Here is a 17,726-nt window from a genome sequence, read left to right as displayed (position 1 = left end):
TTGATAAATGCCAAATTATATTGCATTATATAATTATCACAATCTTAAAAGGTGCATAATCATTTGGCATCACTTATTCATGGGGAGGAAACTGACATGATTCCATACAAACACGAACCATTCACAGATTTTTCACAAGAGGTAAACTACAATGCTTATGTGGAGGCTTTAAATAAAGTTGAAGGTTACTTAGGTCAAGACTACCCACTAATTATTGGTGGCGAGCGCATTACAACAGAAGACAAAATCGTTTCGTACAATCCTGCAAAGAAAACAGAAGTGATTGGCCGTGTGTCAAAAGCAAGCAAAGAGTTAGCTGAAAAAGCGATGCAAGCAGCGGATGAAACATTCAAAACATGGAAAAAAGTTGACCCTGCGATTCGTGCTGACGTTTTGTTCAAAGCAGCAGCTATTATTCGTCGTCGTAAACATGAATTCTCTGCATTATTAACAAAAGAAGCAGGGAAACCATGGGCAGAGGCAGATGCAGATACAGCGGAAGCAATCGACTTCTTGGAATACTATGGTCGCCAAATGCTACGCATTAAAGGCGGTCAACCAGTAGAAAGCCGTCCAGGTGAATACAACCGTTATGACTATATTCCACTAGGAATCGGTATCGTTATTTCTCCTTGGAACTTCCCATTTGCTATCATGGCTGGTACAACAGTGGCCGCTTTAGTAACAGGGAACACAGTCTTATTAAAACCAGCTTCTACAACACCAGTAGTGGCGTATAAATTTATCGAAGTATTAGAAGAAGCAGGTCTTCCAGCAGGTGCCGTGAACTTCGTACCAGGTTCTGGTGCTGAAGTAGGCGACTACTTAGTCGATCATCCAAAAACACGCTTCATCAGCTTCACAGGTTCACGTGATGTTGGTTTACGTATCAACCAACGTGCTTCTGTATTAAATGATGGTCAAATTTGGATTAAACGTGTCATCGCTGAAATGGGCGGAAAAGATACAATCGTAGTTGATAAAGAAGCAGACTTAGAATTAGCTGCACAATCAATCGTCAAATCAGCATTTGGCTTCTCAGGTCAAAAATGTTCAGCATGTTCTCGTGCAGTCATCGTAGAAGATGTATATGAGCAAGTTGTTAATCGTGTAGAAGAATTAACAAATGCTTTAACAGTTGGAGATCCAACAGATTTCAGCAACTTCATGGCAACAGTTATTGACCAAGCGGCATTCAACAAAATTACGGAATACATCGAAATCGGTAAAGGCGAAGGTCGTCTAGTGGCTGGTGGTACAGCAGATGATTCAGTTGGTTACTTCGTACAGCCAACTGTGTTCGCAGACGTAGAACCTTCTGCACGTATTATGAAAGAAGAAATCTTCGGGCCAGTGGTAGCAATCGCAAAAGCAAAAGATTTCGATCACGCTATTGAAATTGCGAACGATACAGAATACGGTTTAACAGGTGCAGTCATCACGAAAAACCGTGTGAACTTAGAAAAAGCACGTGAAGAATTCCATGTAGGAAACCTTTACTTCAACCGTGGCTGTACAGGTGCCATCGTTGGCTACCAACCATTTGGTGGTTTCAACATGTCAGGTACAGACTCAAAAGCAGGTGGACCAGACTACCTACAACTGCATATGCAAGCAAAAACAACTTCAGAAATGCTTTAATATTTTTCAAAAATGCCGTCCATTCCAAACAATGGGCGGCATTATTTTTTGGGCTAAACAGAAAACCACTATATAATAGAAGAAACTCATATGAATTTTGATTCACTCCCCCTCCCTTATTCCATACAAAATCTTTCTACAAAAACGAAAAGCCTACTTATTTCCTAGAATTCGTTGGCATATTTTATGATATTTCTAACATTTGACCCTTAACTTGATTGTATAACTTTGTTAAAATGATATCAGTTTAGGAGGGTAAAACTATGAAAAAACGATCAATTTTTATGTTGCTTATGATGCTTATTAGTGTAGTCATTTGGCAACCACAATCGGCCAATGCTGATGAGCTATCAGGCCATATGCACGAAAGTGGCTTGCGTTATTTAATCTCTAAAGATGCATTGATTAAAGATGCAAACGGCAGCTATCGTCCAAATGACACGGTTACACGCGGTGAATTTGCCACATACATAGCAAAAGCTTTAGATTTAGGTACAAAAAGCGACATGACGTTTACAGATGTCTCAGACACCTATTTATATGCAAATGAAATTAAGCTTGCCGCTACTGCTGGAATTATCACAGGGTATACAGATGGCTCTTTTAAGCCTGACGCACGCATTTCAAGAGAGCATATGGCAGTTATGCTAATTAGAGCGGTGGATTATTTAAAAATACCAAAAGGTACTTCTTCTATTACATTTAAAGACAATGCCACTATTTTTAAAGATTTCCGTCAGGATATTGCCATTGGTGCACAATTAGGACTGATTAAAGGAAGCTCTAATGGCATGTTTTTACCTAGAGACAATGCCACTATCGGTGAAGCTTCAACATTCATTCTACGTTTAATTCTTCTTGCCGATCAAATGGATACTGAGAATAACGAAAACAACGGAAACTCAGAGAATAATGGCAATAATAATGGAAACGCTGGTAACAACGAAAATACTGGGAATAACGGTAATACTACAGCATATATCATCAAAGAAATTTCAAATGGCAATCTAGTAGACAAGCAAAGCCTTCCTACCTTTGAAGCAGCTGAAAAAGCGATGACAAGTAATTCGTTAGTGATTACTCAAAATAATAAAATTATAAAAATGACTTCGGGTTATGTTGTAACGAATAATTACGTTGCACTGAACTCTGAAACAATTAAGGATCAAATCGCTGTTGCTGGTAATACAGAAATGGAGTATCTAGGCAGTGATGCCACACAAGTAAAAGTACGCTTAGCTGGTCATGTAGGCTATTTAAAACAGGCTGACGTTAGCTTAATTCCTTCTGCATTAGTGAAGGGACGTTCTTTCTATTCAAATGAAAATGGTGAAATCAAGCATACCCTATATGATTATAAAACGAATAAGTATTCCTCTAGTTACGTGTACGGTAAGGCTCCTAGCTTTATGAAGCAAGGCGAAAAATACTTTAGCTGGGATGGCATTAATTTTACAAATGCCAATGGTTCTTCAAAAGGAGAAGGCTATAATTACTATCAATTCCTACCCGCTCGTGCGACAACTCAATATACAGCAGAAGAGCTAGATCAATATATTTTGCAAAAATTAGCGGAAGTTGAAAGCTCAGGTGCTACCATTTATAAGGATGCAACAACAAAAAGTAAGTTAATTGGCTTAGGCTCTGTGTTAAAGGAAGTAGAAGCGAATGCCCATATTAATGCTATGCTTATTTTATCTCTAGCACAGCATGAGAGCGCTTATGGGATGAGTGATCACGCACAAAACTTGAACAATCTATTTGGTTTATATGTCTATGACACAAACCCACTAAACAAAAAGTTTGATAGTGTTGGTGCAAACATTAATGAGCTTGTTGAAAGGTTCTTACAGCCAAATTATATTACACCAGGAGGACGTTATACGAATGGTGCAGTGGTCGGTTCTAAGGCTATCGGTTTCAATGTAAAATACGCTTCAGATCCATTCTGGGGCGCTAAAATTGCTGGACACTACTATCGTGCAGAAAAGGCTTTAGGCTTTAAAGATGCAAATAACCCTTATAAAATTGCACTAACTACAACAGCTGGTCTAAATGTTCGTGCAGACGCATCAACAAGTCAAAGTCCATTGTTCACATTTAGCAAAAGTAATATGCCCGTCATTGTCACAGATACAGGAGCAAATGGTTGGTATCAAGTTGTTTCAGATAAATTACCCACTGAACCTGCCTATATTAGTAAGGATTATATTAAATTCATCAATACCGTGAAATAATAGTAAATGGCTGCCTCCTAAGAAACGAGGCAGCCATTTTTTTATAGATTTGTTTGTATTTTTCGAATGCGGGTATGTATAAAGTAAGAAAAACGATCCCAAAAGATAGCACCCCTTTGGAATCGTTCTTCAACTATTATTGTTTCTTATAATATTGCAAAATACCATTGTAAATAGATTCTGCAAATAATTTAACGTATTGATCATTCGTCATTTTATTGTGATCCTCTGTATTCGTTAAGAATCCTAGCTCTACTAAAATAGATGGAATCACCATGTTACGAATGACGTAGTATTGCTCTTGCTTCACACCACGGTTTTTCATATTTAAATTGTTAACAATTTGGTTATTCACAAATGTAGCTAAATCGATGTCCTCTTGATACATATCTCCTGTAGATATTGCATAATATGTTTCAGTACCCTGTGCTGACGCATTGGCAGCAGAGTTAACATGGACACTAACGAAAATCTCACCATAGTTTGCTTGTGTAAAATCTACACGATCTTGTAATGATGGATACGTATCACCAGTACGTGTCATATAAACTTTTGCACCAGCATTCTCTAGTAATTGCTTAACTTGTGTGCTGACTTTTAATGTAATGCTTTTTTCAGAAACAGAACCTTTTACAGTACCTGGATCTTTACCACCGTGACCTGGGTCTAGGATGATAATACGATTTTGTAAAGGCTTAGCTGTTTGATTTAATAGTTTTAAATAGGATTTATGAACATATCCTGTTTGACCATTATAGGTGATTTCTGCCCAATAACCATTAATGCTATTAACTTGGACATACTCTCCCTTGTTCAGCTTAAATAGCACTGGCGAAGTTGAGTTACCTTGACTACGCACATTTAGGTTAGCAACCGTTACCTTACCTAATACATCTCCAGAAGCTGGTGGTGGTGTTGGATCCGGATTAGGTTTTACTTCTCCAGTAGCATCCGTAGTACTGTTTGCTACAATATAACCTGGCAAACCATTTACTTGTGTTAAATAATAGCCACCGATTGTTTTGTAAACTGGTAGTTTTTCGTTGGCTTTAACTGATGAAATTACTTTTGCGGAAGATGTTGGCTTCACATATAAGTTTACAGCACCATTTGTCGTAACTTCTTTTTCGACTGCTCCTAGCTCATTGCCATCTGCATCTAAAAATTCAGTGTATTGCTTAAAAACATAGGCAAATGCACCTTTATAAGTTACCTTTAACCAATTGCCTTCAACTGCATATACTGATAATTTACCGCCTGTATTGACTTTACCTACGATGTTAGTACTAGAAGAGGAATCCTTTGATTTACGGATGTTTAACCCCTCTGTAGTAACTTTTACTAAGCCAATCACTTGTGATGTATCTGGCACTTGTACACCTTTTACAGGTAATTCTAAGCGATATTTTTCACTTTTTGCACGTGCAACGAATAAAGAAAATTGTGAACGTGTTACAGTACTATTTGGTAAATACTTATCACCCGTTCCGTTCGTAATACCATTATAATAAATGGTATTAATGTATTTCACATATTCATGTGTAATCGCTACGTCCGTAAATGGTGAGTCAATTCCCTCATACTCACTAGTATCTAAATTGAATGCCTTTGTTAATACATAACTCATTTCTCCACGAGTTAGAGGCTTATTTGGTAGGAATTCACCTTTTATATTTTTGTCGAAAAATCCTAATTGGACAGCACGCTCTATGTAACCTGACATTTCAGTGCCTACTGTAACATCTGAAAAGCTTGATTTATTAACAACTAATGGTTTGTTACCTGAAGCAACTACAACCATCTTAGCAGCTTGTCCTCTTGTTACATTGTTATTTGGGCCAAATACTCTTTTACCATTGACAAAGTATCCTTGAATAACACCTAAACTTACTAAATAATTGATTTCTTCATAGGCTGGGTGTGTTTTAGTGACATCTTCAAATGTTATATTTGAATTGGTAGCTGCACTGACACTTGCACTATGTATCGTAAACATAGAAGCCGAAATCAATAAGACGCACAAGATAAGACTAATTTTTTTGATGTTCAATGTCTTATTTCCTCCCTTCTTGTTCTCTTAACGTGTCCATTTTAACAAAATTAGCTAAATAATGCATCAGACAATAGAACTGTTAAAATTTAATTTTCCAAGTCACACCCTTTCCTACAAAATTATCATAAAAATAGAAGAGTCTGCGATTGCAAACCCTTCTTCCATTATACGCTATTCAAAAGATCAATTCTTGCAATCTATAACACAATTAAAGTGTTAACTTTATGAACTTATTGTTGAATTCGTTTGATAAATACTTTTAGTTGGTCGATTTTAAGTAACTCATCTGAACCGAAGCTACCTTCTCCATCGCCATTTGTAATACCATTTGATGCTAAAGTCGAAATATATCCATTAGCCCAGCTATTTTGAGGTACATCGCTAAATGCTACACTTCCACCATTGTTTTCAAGGCCAAATGCTACCACTAATACTTTAGCAATTTGTGCGCGTGTAATTGGTGAAGACGGGTTGAATTTACCATTCGCATCGCCTTCAAAGATGCCTAGTTTTGCCACAGCTGCGATTGCACCTGCATGGGCATTGGATGGTTTTACGTCTACAAAACCAGCATTTGTATCAGATGTATCTAAGTTCAAAGCTTTCGCAATTTGGACAGCTACCTCTGCGCGAGAAGCATATACTGAAAAGTCAATTGCTGCTTGTTTAACTTCTGCTTGCTGTTGTGTATCAAATGTCGCAACGCGTTTAGCACCTACATAACGAGAGCTCCAATAGTATGGATCATTCACACTTGAATAACTTACGCCTTGACCAGTTTGAGAGTGGATCATTTTACCGTCACCTATGTATATAGCCACATGTGAAATACCACTACCACTTGTATTGAAAAATAGTAAATCGCCAACTTGCAAATCGCTTTTCGCTACTGCAGTACCTTGTTGATACTGTGAGCCAGATGTGCGATTTAATTGAATGCCTAAATCTGAAAATACTTTAGAAGTAAAGCCAGAGCAATCAAAACCACTTGTTGTTGTACCGCCGTATTTATATGGAATACCTACGTATTTAGAAGCTGTATCAGTTACATCTGCTTTAGTCGCTGCCTCAGCAGTGTTTATATGAGCTGTTGAAAATAACATAAAAGATGCAAAAATCGGTAATAACCATTTCTTATTCATACTTTTGTTATACCCCTCTCAAAACTTTTTTGCCTATACATAGACTATCACAAAAAAAGCGATTGTTATTTTTCAATTGTGTAACGGTTTTAGACAGCAAAAAAACGCTGTAATACCAACGTTTGGTGGTATTTCCAGCGTTCAAAAGGAAATTTTTTTATCGTATTTTGGATCTTTCGTAACATTCCTGTAATATTAGAGACTCTTTGTTACACAACAACTTATTGACTAGAGAACATTTGAACCCAATAGTAATTTCCTTTGATGTCCTGTGCTATCGCAACACCTGTATTTGTATAATGTTCTTTTAAAATATTCTCTCGATGACTAGTGGAAGCCATCCACGCCTTTACAGCAATTTCAGGTGTTTTTATATTTCTGGCAATATTCTCGCCAAAGCTTGTGTAATCGTAATCAAATAATGTCGCTAAATCCCAAGGTGCACCATAAAATGGAGAAACATGTTCAAAATAATGGCGATTCACCATGTCCTGTGCTTTGATAATCGCGATTTGTGTCAGCTCTGGATCATAGACAACCGTTTCTAGCTTATTCTTTTTTCTTTCCACATTGATTAATTCAATGACCTTTTTAGACCATTCTGTAGAAAGGTTTTTTGTTGGGATATATTGCTTCGCTAAATAATCATAGGCTACTTCCAGCTTCTTTATCTTTTGCTGAAAATTTATGCTGCGCTCAACAAAAACAGCAAACTGTGCACGCGTCACCAATTGGTCCGGTGCAAAATGTTTTGTATCCACTCCACTAACAATGCCTATATCTGCTAAGGATTCGATATAGTCCTTTGCCCAATGTGTGCTAGCAATATCTGCAAACTGGCTGTTGTTTTTGCTATCTACTTTAAACTGATAGGCAAGTGTTAGCATTTTCGCTACCTGCATTCGCTTCAAAGGCTCTTCTGGATGAAATTCATCACCTTTTTGAATAACACCTAGCTGAACGAGCTGACAAATTTCCTTGTAATATGGATGTGTTGCAGGAACATCCTTAAATTTTGCGGAATTCGCAATGTCTACATTTACCTGGAGAGAACGAGCAATGGTAGCGGCAGCCTCAGCCCTCGTAATAGCTTGCTCAGGCTTAAATGTATGATCGTTATATGTAGTCATATATTGTTTAGTGAGCATATGTTGAATGGAAGCATTTGCCCAATATGAACTAGTCACATCTACAGCTTTTGCAGATGCAGCTTCTACCTGACTTGAATTAGTTAAACTTCCTATGGTTGCAGCTATTGAAAGGACCACTATACAAAGTATTTTTTTCAACAGGGCTACCTCCTCACTCTGTCAAATGAATATGTATCCATGATGCAATAAAAATAAGTAAGCACATTATAAGATACGAATTTCATCTGATATAGTTTCACTTTTTTGGAAATTTATAAGTAGAACCATTATTTTCTCGTTATAAAAGGAGTTTTCCCGCAATCTTCATTGGGGAAACTCCTTTTTCGTCAGACTATTGTATCATTTTTAGATATTCTTCTAAAATGCGGAAATTATAAACTAACCCCTGTTGCTCAATCGATAAATTACTATAATCTTTTTGAGCAGCTAATACTTTTTTCTCGAAGGATGAGCTTTCTGGATCAATGCCGCCAATGGCTTGGACAACTTTCAAAACAGCTGCCACATCTTTTTCAGCCTGCTTTAATACATCCTCATTGATGACTTGTCCTCGTACTTTTGAATCCAGCGCTTTATAAGCAGCAACTGCATTAGCCACATCTTCAATATAGGTTGGCGAGCTTGGTGAAAGTCCTGCTATTAACTCAACCACTTTCTTGACGTCAGCCATGCTTTTCTCTGCCTCTAATAAAATAGAGTAGTTGGAAATACGCTGTTTATCTATTGTATTCAAGCTATCATACTCTCTACGCACCGCTTCGATCATACCAAAGTAGAACTTATCCTTCGGATTCAAGTTAGCAATGCTATTATAAACTTTTATCACGTTGTCTAATGATAGCAATAGCTGGTCGTTATAGACATAGCGTCTTTGATCGGCATTGAGCTTATCATAGGCTTTTAAAATCTTTTGATACTGGCTGTTCATATCTTTGGCTGTTAATAGTCGGTCAATATCCTCTACCACAGTAATAACAGGCTTAATTAGCTTCTCTTGATCTTGTAGCACTCTGTAATTTTGTACAGCTCGCTGCTGATCCTTTGGTAAAGCATTATAAGCCGCACGAATCTCTTGAATACGTTTCACATATTGCTTTGGATCAACAGATGGTAAGTCATTGATCATCTGCATTACATTCCCAGCACCTAAAATACTAGACTCAGCTGCTTGCAATAAATAATAGTTTGTCACATATTGCTGCAAATCAGCAGGCAGTGCATCGTACAATGAACGGGCTCGTGATGTATCCTGAAGGAATGTACTATTAGAAGATTTTAGTTTGCTAATCAATTCCATCACATTAGAAACGGGCTCAAACTTTAAGAGTATATCAATATTATCAATATATTTCTTCTGATCCTTTGATAGTTTGTCATAGGCCTTACGTGCGGCGTTAAACTTACTAACAAAGTTTTGCGCTTCTGGATCTAGTTCATTAATTTGAACCATCACACTTAAAATCGGCTTAACCGCTTTTTCACGTGTTGTTAAATCTTTAATATTTGTCACTAATTTCTTTTGATTCGATGACAGCTTATCATAGGCTACTCGTGCATTCATCAGCTTCGTTAAATAGTCTGCATCTTGTTCTTCTGTTAAATTAATAAGCTCAATCACGCTCTGCGCTAAGCCCTGTTCATTTTCTGCTGCCACCAGAGCATCATAGTTGATGATAGCTTGTTGTTTCGCTTCAGGTAGTGAATCGTAAAGCTCACGAGCTGTTTTCATATCCTGATAGAATGTTTTACTCGTTGGCTTTAATGAAGCAATAAGACCAATCAAAGAAGCTACATCCTCAACTGCTGTCAGATTATCATAGTTCGTCACTCGTTTTTGTGATACTGTATCAAGCGCATTATAGGCTTTGCGTGCAGCAAGTACCTTTTTCGTATAATCCTTACTTGTTGGGTTTAAGGCATCAATCATTTGAATAACCTTTACTACAGCCTTATTGTTTTTTTCATACGCACTTAACGTTTTGTACTCTTCCACCAGCTTTTTAACATTTTTATCCATCGCCTTATATTCTGCAGCTAGGTCGGCTACCTTTTTGACAAATGTGTCAGGATTCTCATTCGCCAATGCTGCGACATGGGCATCAAAGTTTTTGGCTGTATCGATATACCCCTGTGCTTTTATTAGGTCAGCATAATTGACAACCTTTCCTTGAAGTGTTGCATCTGCTAATGCCGCGTATGCCTCTGTTGCTTTTGTTACATCCACTTTATACGTTTTTTTAGAAGGATTTAAAGCATTAATTTGAACAATGACATCTACAACTGGTACTATATCTTTTAAATCCTTGTAATTTTTTACATATACTTTATTATTGTCATCTAGCTTTGCATAAGCAGTAAAAGCTGACTTCGCTTTGGAAATATAGCTTTTAGAAGATGGATCAAGTTTTTCAAAGAGTGAGATGACATTCACAACAGCTTTATGTGATTTTTCAAAATCTGTTAAAACTTTAATGTTCGTTACACGACTTTTTGCTGCTGATGGTAGTGCATTATAAGCTGAACGGGCATCTAGCATATCCTGTACGAGATTAGATGATGTATTTAAACTGTCGATCTTGCTCATAACATCTGTTACTGCTGATGCTTCGTTTGTAAGAACTGTTAATTTTTCATTGAGTTTATCTTTGATATTATCAAGCGCTGCTGCATATTCACTGCCCGATGCATCTAAAGCAGCAACTGCATTTTTCAATGTTTCAAGCTGTGCGTTGTAGTCAGACACAGAAGAATTTAGTGCATTCACTTTTTTCGATACATCCGCATATTTGAAAAACAGAGTTAGTTTATTTATGCCTTGAACTAACGTCTTTTCACTTTCTCCAAGCTTATCGAAAGCAGCCTGTGCAGCTAATGTCTTGCTTTCAAAAGTAGAAGCTGTTGGATCAATACTGTCGATTAATTTATCCACAGTTAAAGACGCGTTATAAACCTTTTCCCACTTCGTTAACTCTGCTAGATTATTAACAATTTTTTTGACATTTGCCGCATTGATTGTTGTTCCAGATGGTGCTGGAGGAGCATCATAAGCAGTTCGAGCATCTTTAATTGCTTGTACTTTATCTGAAGCACCTGCAATTGCCAAGATAAGTCCTTCAATCTGTTGTGCAGAAGCAATATTCGCGACCGCTATTTCAAAATCAGCCGCATTCTTTATATATCCCTTTTCTAGGGTTAATTGATTATCATAAATATCTTTAATTGAAGCTACTTCTGTACGATAAGCAGCATCACTTGATACACGTAGTGCTGAAATTCGCTTGGAAATTTCAGCCGCTTTTTTATACTCTTCAAGTATAGAAGCGTTTGTCACCAAATTTTTTGATGCCGTATCAAGGCTGTTATATGCTTTTTCAACAGACGATACCGCACTAATGAAATTTGTTGCTGATGTGAATTCAGATGGTTGTTTTGCTTTCAGCTGATTAATACTTAAAATAACTTTTTCTACAGCAGACTGACTCGTTAGAGCGTCCTTATATTTTTTGAAGGGCGTTACGGAAGCATCGTTTGGATTATAAGCTTCAACCACCTTCTTTTGATCTGCAGTTAAGGTATTATATCCAGTTGTAAAACTGTTTAGTGCAGTCGAAATATCTTCAAAATTTGCAGAACTCTCCAATAAATTAACTAAATCCACTAGCTCGCTAGCAATCAATTCAGTAGCTTCTACATCCTTACCTAATTTTGATAGTTTTCCAACGTCCAGTCCTTTTTTGCCAAAATACGCATCACGTGCTGCCTTATCATAACCATATTGCAACACCGAGTTACGCATAGTAGGAGCAATACTACTTGCGTTATTTATAAGCGCTGTATCAACGGCCTGTTTAAATTGAGCTTGTACATATAGATAGGATGTTGTATCTGTTGGTTCTTTTTCTCCTAAAAATTTAACATATTCGTCATTTACAGCTTCAACTTCTTCAAAAAACGTTTTACTTGAATACAAAATTCCATTAACTTTATTGCCCATTCCTTTAAGCTTTGTTAATAGCTCGCGATGTTTTACTACATATTCATACTTCGCTTTTATAATTGCTTTTTCATCAGCATTAAAATCTCCAGAATTTTGTACAACAATGAGATTTCCTTCTGCAATCACCATCTCATCACCTGAAGAAATTTCAGATAACTTACCAAATTCTGCAATGAGCTGCTCTCTTGTCGTAGCAGCTGCTACCACGTTGGCATAGCCAACTTGCTCTGTCTGTGGTGTCACACGAGTTTGCGCATCATTTTCCTGTGCATTCGCTATAGCCGTAGGTGCAAGTAAAAGACTTGTTATGACCCCTGCTGTCAATTTTCGATTCAATCGAACCACCCTTTCATCTTTTATGTATGGGAAAATGATTATGTTCATTTTCAATTATCTTGATTCAGAATTTATCCCCTTCCACTATACAGAGTTAAATTCTTGTTTTACTTTTTTCATCGATTAATTAAATGCCCACCGAAATAAGGGAACACCGTCTAAATGTGGTGCGTCTTGTAGTAATGAAGGTGTGTGACCAGCATCATGTAGCCCCAATACCTCTGGCGGATGTCACAGATTTTGAAAAAAAACGTTTCGAGCAAGCTCGAAAAAATCCGGACGTAATTACAGCAAAGTGTAATTGATAATCATTACTTTAGTATCGGTATAAATATCATGTTTTCAAGACATTCTAGTATATTTACAAAATTATGAGTATCAAAAATATTTTTTCAAATTTACTAGCTAGAAAAACAGGAAGTTATTTCAATTATACTATACAATAGATTTATGTGATGTTTACATCAACCGACATGTAATGACGGCATATGTTTTTTTCTACGAAATTAATGAAAAAAAACAGCTAATTTCATATGTCATAATCTTTTTACAAGGTGTATACTACAACTTTGAAATCCTATTTTGGAAGAAAGGACGCTGTTTATGTTTTACCATTATAAGTTCTGGCATAGCTTAAAAAATCCTACCTACTTTACAAACATAGTAGAGGAAGGTGAGGTCATCGGATATAAGAAACGCGTATTATCAGTGTTTATTTTATTTATCCTGTTGTATGCTGTACGCGAATATTGGGGAATGGGGACGGAAAATTTAACGACCCTATTCGCAATGGATCAACAAAATGATTATTTTGTAGCACGCGTACTTTCCATGCTCGGTGCTGTATTATGGGCAATCGTCTATTTTTGCTTCCATTATTATGGGGTTACCTATCTATTACATCTATTAACGGACATTCCTTACTCTTGGATTAAAAAAGTCCAGCTTTATGTTGTTGCCTTCTTATTAATCGAAAAAGCAATTCTCTTTGCTGTTTTCTACGCAGTAGGCTATACAACAATGTTTTCATTCTTCTCATTAGCTCCAGCTGCCCTACAGGTGATTGAAACAGATTTCGTCTTATTTAGCATCAACCAATTGACAGTAACGACCGTTTTAATCATTATTGTGCAGTATCTATTCCTATCTAAATGGGAGGAAGCAGCTAGTAGAAAAATATTAGTAGTCAAATTGATTGGTGTACAACTATTTATGGCCTTATTTGTTGGGATGATTAGTGTGCTACCAATAAAAGAATGGATTGCTAGGGGGTTAGGATGATGGCATTTATCAAAGCAAGACCATGGACAAGTATGACCATTGTGTTGGCGATGCTAGTAATCGGTATAAATGCTTATTTAGTGTTCAAGAATGATAGCAACATCACACGATCCTACTTTATCAACGAGTTTCAAAAAGCCTATATCGGCACAAATACTGAGCGTGTCAATAAAGAAACGATTGTAGCACCTGCTGAAACGTTCACCATTACCGCTGATGCAACTAGCTTATCGGCTGTGAATGTAAAACGTGGTCAGGAAGTGATGATGAATGATTTGCTTGCTACCTATCAAACTGATGAGGTAGATGAAGAGATAACAAAGCTTGAATCAGAACGTACTGCCTATGAAACAGAATTAAGTGATTTACAGGATGCACTCGACCAAATTGAGGATGAATATGGAGATGGCTCTAATCCGAAAAGCTCGATTAATACGGACCAAATCAATGATAAACTATCTGTTACGCTAAAATTAGAGCTTGCTCAACAAAATTCAGCATCGACAGCCGTTGCACTGTTAAATCGACATATTGCCGAAACAAATCGTCAAATTGCGCTAATTGAAGCACAAATTACACAAATTCAATCTCGTCAAGGCATTGTCAGCCCTATTGACGGTATCGTATCTGCCATTAAAGAAGAAGCCGGTACAGTAACGTTTGAAATCTATTCTAATGAAAAAGCAATGTATGCCTATTTATCAGAAAAGGAATGGCAAAAGGTACAGGAAGGCCAAACCGTTGATTTTAAAGTCAAACATGTTAAAGATGCCTTATCAGGTGTGGTTTTAGAAAAACAAATGATCGCTACAGATGATCATACATTTTGGGCAAATGAGCTAGCCAAAACAGCAGCTTTACCACAGCCAACAAATTATGAAGTAACGTTACAGCAAGATGCTCCATTAGAGGACATCCCATTTTCAACTACAGGCAAGGCATCCATTATTGTCAATGAAGCATTCGATTCTTACAAAGTCGATAAATCGTGGCTAGCGACGACTAAAAAAGGAAATAAAAAGCTTTATATTATCAATCAGGAGGGCAAAATCCAGCTGATCGATATCAATGTGCAATTTAACACAGCGAAATCCGCTATTTTTATGGACTATGTAGAGGAAGGCACGCCAATGCTCTCTAATGAGAAACGTAATATTGCAGCCTATACCTTCCGCACATTGCCTGTTGAGAAAATACAATGGAGCCATTTTAAAGATTTAACTTGGAAACAATATGTGAAATACATTGTATTCTAAATAAAAAATCCGCTTCGCTCTCTTATGAGCGAAGCGGATTTTTTTGCTACGAACGAATCCCCTGTAGTAACTACAGGGGATTCATCAATATTATTTGAATGATAAGCATCTATTTAAGAAGCTTGCAAATTGAGCACGTGTAATTTGTGCATCTGGTCTAAATGTATTGTCTGGGAAACCTCCAGTTAAATTATTCGCCACAAGTGCTTGGATATTGCTATATGCCCAATGTGTTGATTTAACATCTGTGAAGCTTACCTTACTTGTACCTGTTAATTTATACGCTCTTGTTAAAATCGCAGCCATTTCTGCACGTGAAAGCTGTCCATTTGGATTAAACTTCCCTGCTTCTTGCCCTTTAATAATGCCAGCCTGCTCTACGGCAGCAATGGCACTGTATGCATAGTGGCCTTTACTCACATCTTTAAAGCTTGAATCCTTCGTCGTTGTTAGATTTAAAGCTCTAGCAATGATTGTCGCTGCCTCTGCACGAGTAATCGATGCTTCTGGCTTAAATGTTCCATTGGCATACCCTTTAATAAGCAATTTATTGTTTAGGCTTTGGATTTCAGAAAATGCCCAATGTCCTTTTGCAACATCTGTATAAATTAATTCCTCATGATTATCTTTATAGACAGCCTGTAATTGATCGAAGTATAGCTGCCCTTTCTTTTGAAGAGACGCTGTTGGTTGAGCAACATATAAACGTTCAAATTTCAATGGCTGCGCTAAATCACTCGGAATATTCGCCGTAACGTACTTCCAGCCATTCCAGTCTAAACCACCCTGACTTGTGAAATCAATCGTATGCTTAGCGCCAGAACCATCAACAACTACACCTCTTAGCCAATGCTTACCGCCATCACCAAATACCCAAAGACCGATGTTTTTAGGCTGACCTGTCATAGCAATTGGTGTCTTAGCAACCATATAGGCCGCTTTTGTGCCTGTGCCTGCTGTCGTAAAATCATAGTTTAATTGTAAGCTAGCAGTTCCCTGTCTAGCATACTCTTTAGAGTTTGCTAATGAAGCATTGGCTTTTGCCACTTCAGTTGTCCAAGATGACGCATTATCGAAGCTATCTAGTACGATAGGTTTTTCTGCTAAGTCTATTACTTTTACAGGTGTAGACGTACGGATTCCTTCATATTCTGCGATAATTTCCCCTTCACCTTTTTGTGTAGCAGTAAAGGTTGCCCCATCCATTTTCCCGATATTTCCTTCCACAGTCCATTTCATATTGGCTGGGTTGATCGTCATCGGATTCAAGTATTGATCATAGGCACTTGCTACCTGCATATCTACAGACGAACCTTTCATTACTTGACTGACACTACTTAATGTAATCGATTTTGCTTGTCCTGGTGGCGCTGTATTCACAACCTGCAAAATGGCTGATACACGACGTTCACTGCCCTCTGATGGTCTGTTCACTAGGTTGGCAAAATAGCCACCTGGATTACGCACGACCATCGCTGTAGAGCCGCCTCCATCTAAGTTAATAGCCGAAGAAGCGCCCATTGAAATTAAATGAGAAGCTAAATCTGATAAATTAACCCCATTACTGTGACCGCTTATGCGACCATCAATTGTTACAAGAGATACCTTCGTACCAGTGGCATCTACTGCAACTGCTGTACGTGGACTACGTGTTGAAGCAAAGCCAGAATTCGTCGGCATCGAAATATCAACTTTGCCGTTTCGCACTAGCATTGGTCCAGCAGCTAAAATGAATTGAGCATCCATCCATTTTTGATCAATGGATAAGCTTACTTCCACATTCGTGCCTGAAGTAATTGTACTTAATTCAGCAGCTAACTCTTTATTTTGAACAGAAATAACAAAGCCATCCGCTGGTACAGATGAGTTACCTTCTGCCCCATAGGCTGTTACATGCGAAACTGTGCCTGAAAACTGATCGCCAAAATGCAAGACATTTGTATCTTGGCTAGCACCGGTCACCACTAATTCTACACCCCATGTATTGGTACCTGTCGTTCTTTTTTCAGGTGTATATAAAACTGTTTTATTCGTTCCTCGTTCACTATTAATGAGATCAATAGGATAGCTTTTGCCATTCACTTGGAACGTTAGATTTGTTGTATAATAATCTGCTATCGCTTTCCCTGATTTTGACAAACCAAACGCAACTGGTTTTTGTGTTGGGCTATCATATGTATCTCCTAAAATACCATAGTTCACTATTTCATTTTTTTCCGCTAACAAGTTCGCGGGCATACCATTACCTAAAAAGTAAGAAGCATTGACAGCTCCCACAACACGATGTCCATCATACGTATTTTGCTTTGCCATCGCTGATGTTGTTTTTAATGAATTAATAGGATTGGGCATACCGATTTCTAATTTTGTATATGTATTATTTAAATTAACATCTAAAACATTTACAAACTCACGAATAGAACCTGAAGTATAGCTTTGCTGTATATGTGTTACCTGTGGTGAAACCTCCGTTTTAACTTCACTGACTTTATTGCCTAAACCAGCTGCTTGTCCATTGATTGGGCTAACTGTTAGTATAAGCACAAATAGGGCTACAATAATTGTTACTAGTTTTCTTGCCAATTTCTTCACTCCGAATATATTCAAAGTATGGCACGATCTCATGTCACAT

The 17,726-nt window shown here is 37.4% G+C and carries 9 protein-coding genes; 4 read left to right on the top strand and 5 right to left on the bottom strand.

The window, feature by feature from the left end:
- Positions 1-96 precede the first annotated feature (96 nt).
- A complete protein-coding gene (gene pruA, locus AC6BKE_RS10345; protein ID WP_340812558.1) occupies positions 97-1,641 on the top strand; it encodes an L-glutamate gamma-semialdehyde dehydrogenase in 1,545 nt (514 codons plus the stop codon).
- A gap of 263 nt (positions 1,642-1,904) precedes the next feature.
- Complete coding sequence (locus AC6BKE_RS10340; RefSeq protein ID WP_271912385.1) at positions 1,905-3,878, top strand: S-layer homology domain-containing protein; 1,974 nt, start codon at positions 1,905-1,907, stop codon at positions 3,876-3,878.
- Between the two features lie 136 nt (positions 3,879-4,014).
- On the opposite strand, the gene AC6BKE_RS10335 is transcribed toward AC6BKE_RS10340, so the two are convergent.
- From AC6BKE_RS10335 to AC6BKE_RS10320, 4 genes are all read right to left on the bottom strand, one after another.
- Entirely contained in the window at positions 4,015-5,928 is a 1,914-nt protein-coding gene (locus AC6BKE_RS10335) for an N-acetylmuramoyl-L-alanine amidase (protein ID WP_089932944.1), read from the bottom strand.
- 233 nt (positions 5,929-6,161) lie between these two features.
- Positions 6,162-7,073: a C40 family peptidase gene (locus AC6BKE_RS10330; RefSeq protein ID WP_036124282.1), complete on the bottom strand. Its 912-nt coding sequence runs from the start codon at positions 7,071-7,073 to the stop codon at positions 6,162-6,164.
- Between the two features lie 221 nt (positions 7,074-7,294).
- Positions 7,295-8,362, bottom strand: a complete 1,068-nt coding sequence (locus AC6BKE_RS10325) for a CAP and S-layer homology domain-containing protein (RefSeq protein WP_036124284.1) — start codon at positions 8,360-8,362, stop codon at positions 7,295-7,297.
- A 193-nt stretch (positions 8,363-8,555) separates the two neighbouring features.
- A complete protein-coding gene (locus AC6BKE_RS10320; RefSeq protein WP_499858306.1) occupies positions 8,556-12,566 on the bottom strand; it encodes a cell wall-binding protein in 4,011 nt (1,336 codons plus the stop codon).
- Between the two features lie 594 nt (positions 12,567-13,160).
- Between AC6BKE_RS10320 and AC6BKE_RS10315 the strand changes: the two genes are divergently transcribed.
- Together AC6BKE_RS10315 and AC6BKE_RS10310 are read left to right on the top strand one after the other, a co-directional pair.
- The gene (locus AC6BKE_RS10315) at positions 13,161-13,838 is read left to right on the top strand and encodes a hypothetical protein (RefSeq protein ID WP_058845006.1); all 678 of its coding nucleotides are present in this window, start codon (positions 13,161-13,163) and stop codon (positions 13,836-13,838) included.
- The gene (locus tag AC6BKE_RS10310; RefSeq protein WP_499856776.1) at positions 13,838-15,094 is read left to right on the top strand and encodes an HlyD family secretion protein; all 1,257 of its coding nucleotides are present in this window, start codon (positions 13,838-13,840) and stop codon (positions 15,092-15,094) included. The genes AC6BKE_RS10315 and AC6BKE_RS10310 overlap by 1 nt, the downstream gene beginning before the upstream one ends.
- A 90-nt stretch (positions 15,095-15,184) precedes the next feature.
- On the opposite strand, the gene AC6BKE_RS10305 is transcribed toward AC6BKE_RS10310, so the two are convergent.
- Positions 15,185-17,686, bottom strand: a complete 2,502-nt coding sequence (locus tag AC6BKE_RS10305; protein ID WP_499858305.1) for an S-layer homology domain-containing protein — start codon at positions 17,684-17,686, stop codon at positions 15,185-15,187.
- Positions 17,687-17,726 lie beyond the last annotated feature (40 nt).

The sequence above is a fragment of the Lysinibacillus sp. COL-1 genome (genome assembly GCF_059814265.1).
The sequence above is the reverse complement of the archived record's forward strand: the minus strand, read 5'-3'. Positions and strand labels throughout refer to the sequence as shown.

What these genes read in the sequence shown, in the direction of transcription:
- pruA (WP_340812558.1), top strand. Translation starts at nt 97, where the DNA reads ATGATTCCATACAAACACGAACCATTCACAGATTTTTCACAAGAGGTA.
- AC6BKE_RS10340 (WP_271912385.1), top strand. Translation starts at nt 1,905, where the DNA reads ATGAAAAAACGATCAATTTTTATGTTGCTTATGATGCTTATTAGTGTA.
- AC6BKE_RS10330 (WP_036124282.1), bottom strand. Translation starts at nt 7,073, where the DNA reads ATGAATAAGAAATGGTTATTACCGATTTTTGCATCTTTTATGTTATTT.
- AC6BKE_RS10315 (WP_058845006.1), top strand. Translation starts at nt 13,161, where the DNA reads ATGTTTTACCATTATAAGTTCTGGCATAGCTTAAAAAATCCTACCTAC.
- AC6BKE_RS10310 (WP_499856776.1), top strand. Translation starts at nt 13,838, where the DNA reads ATGGCATTTATCAAAGCAAGACCATGGACAAGTATGACCATTGTGTTG.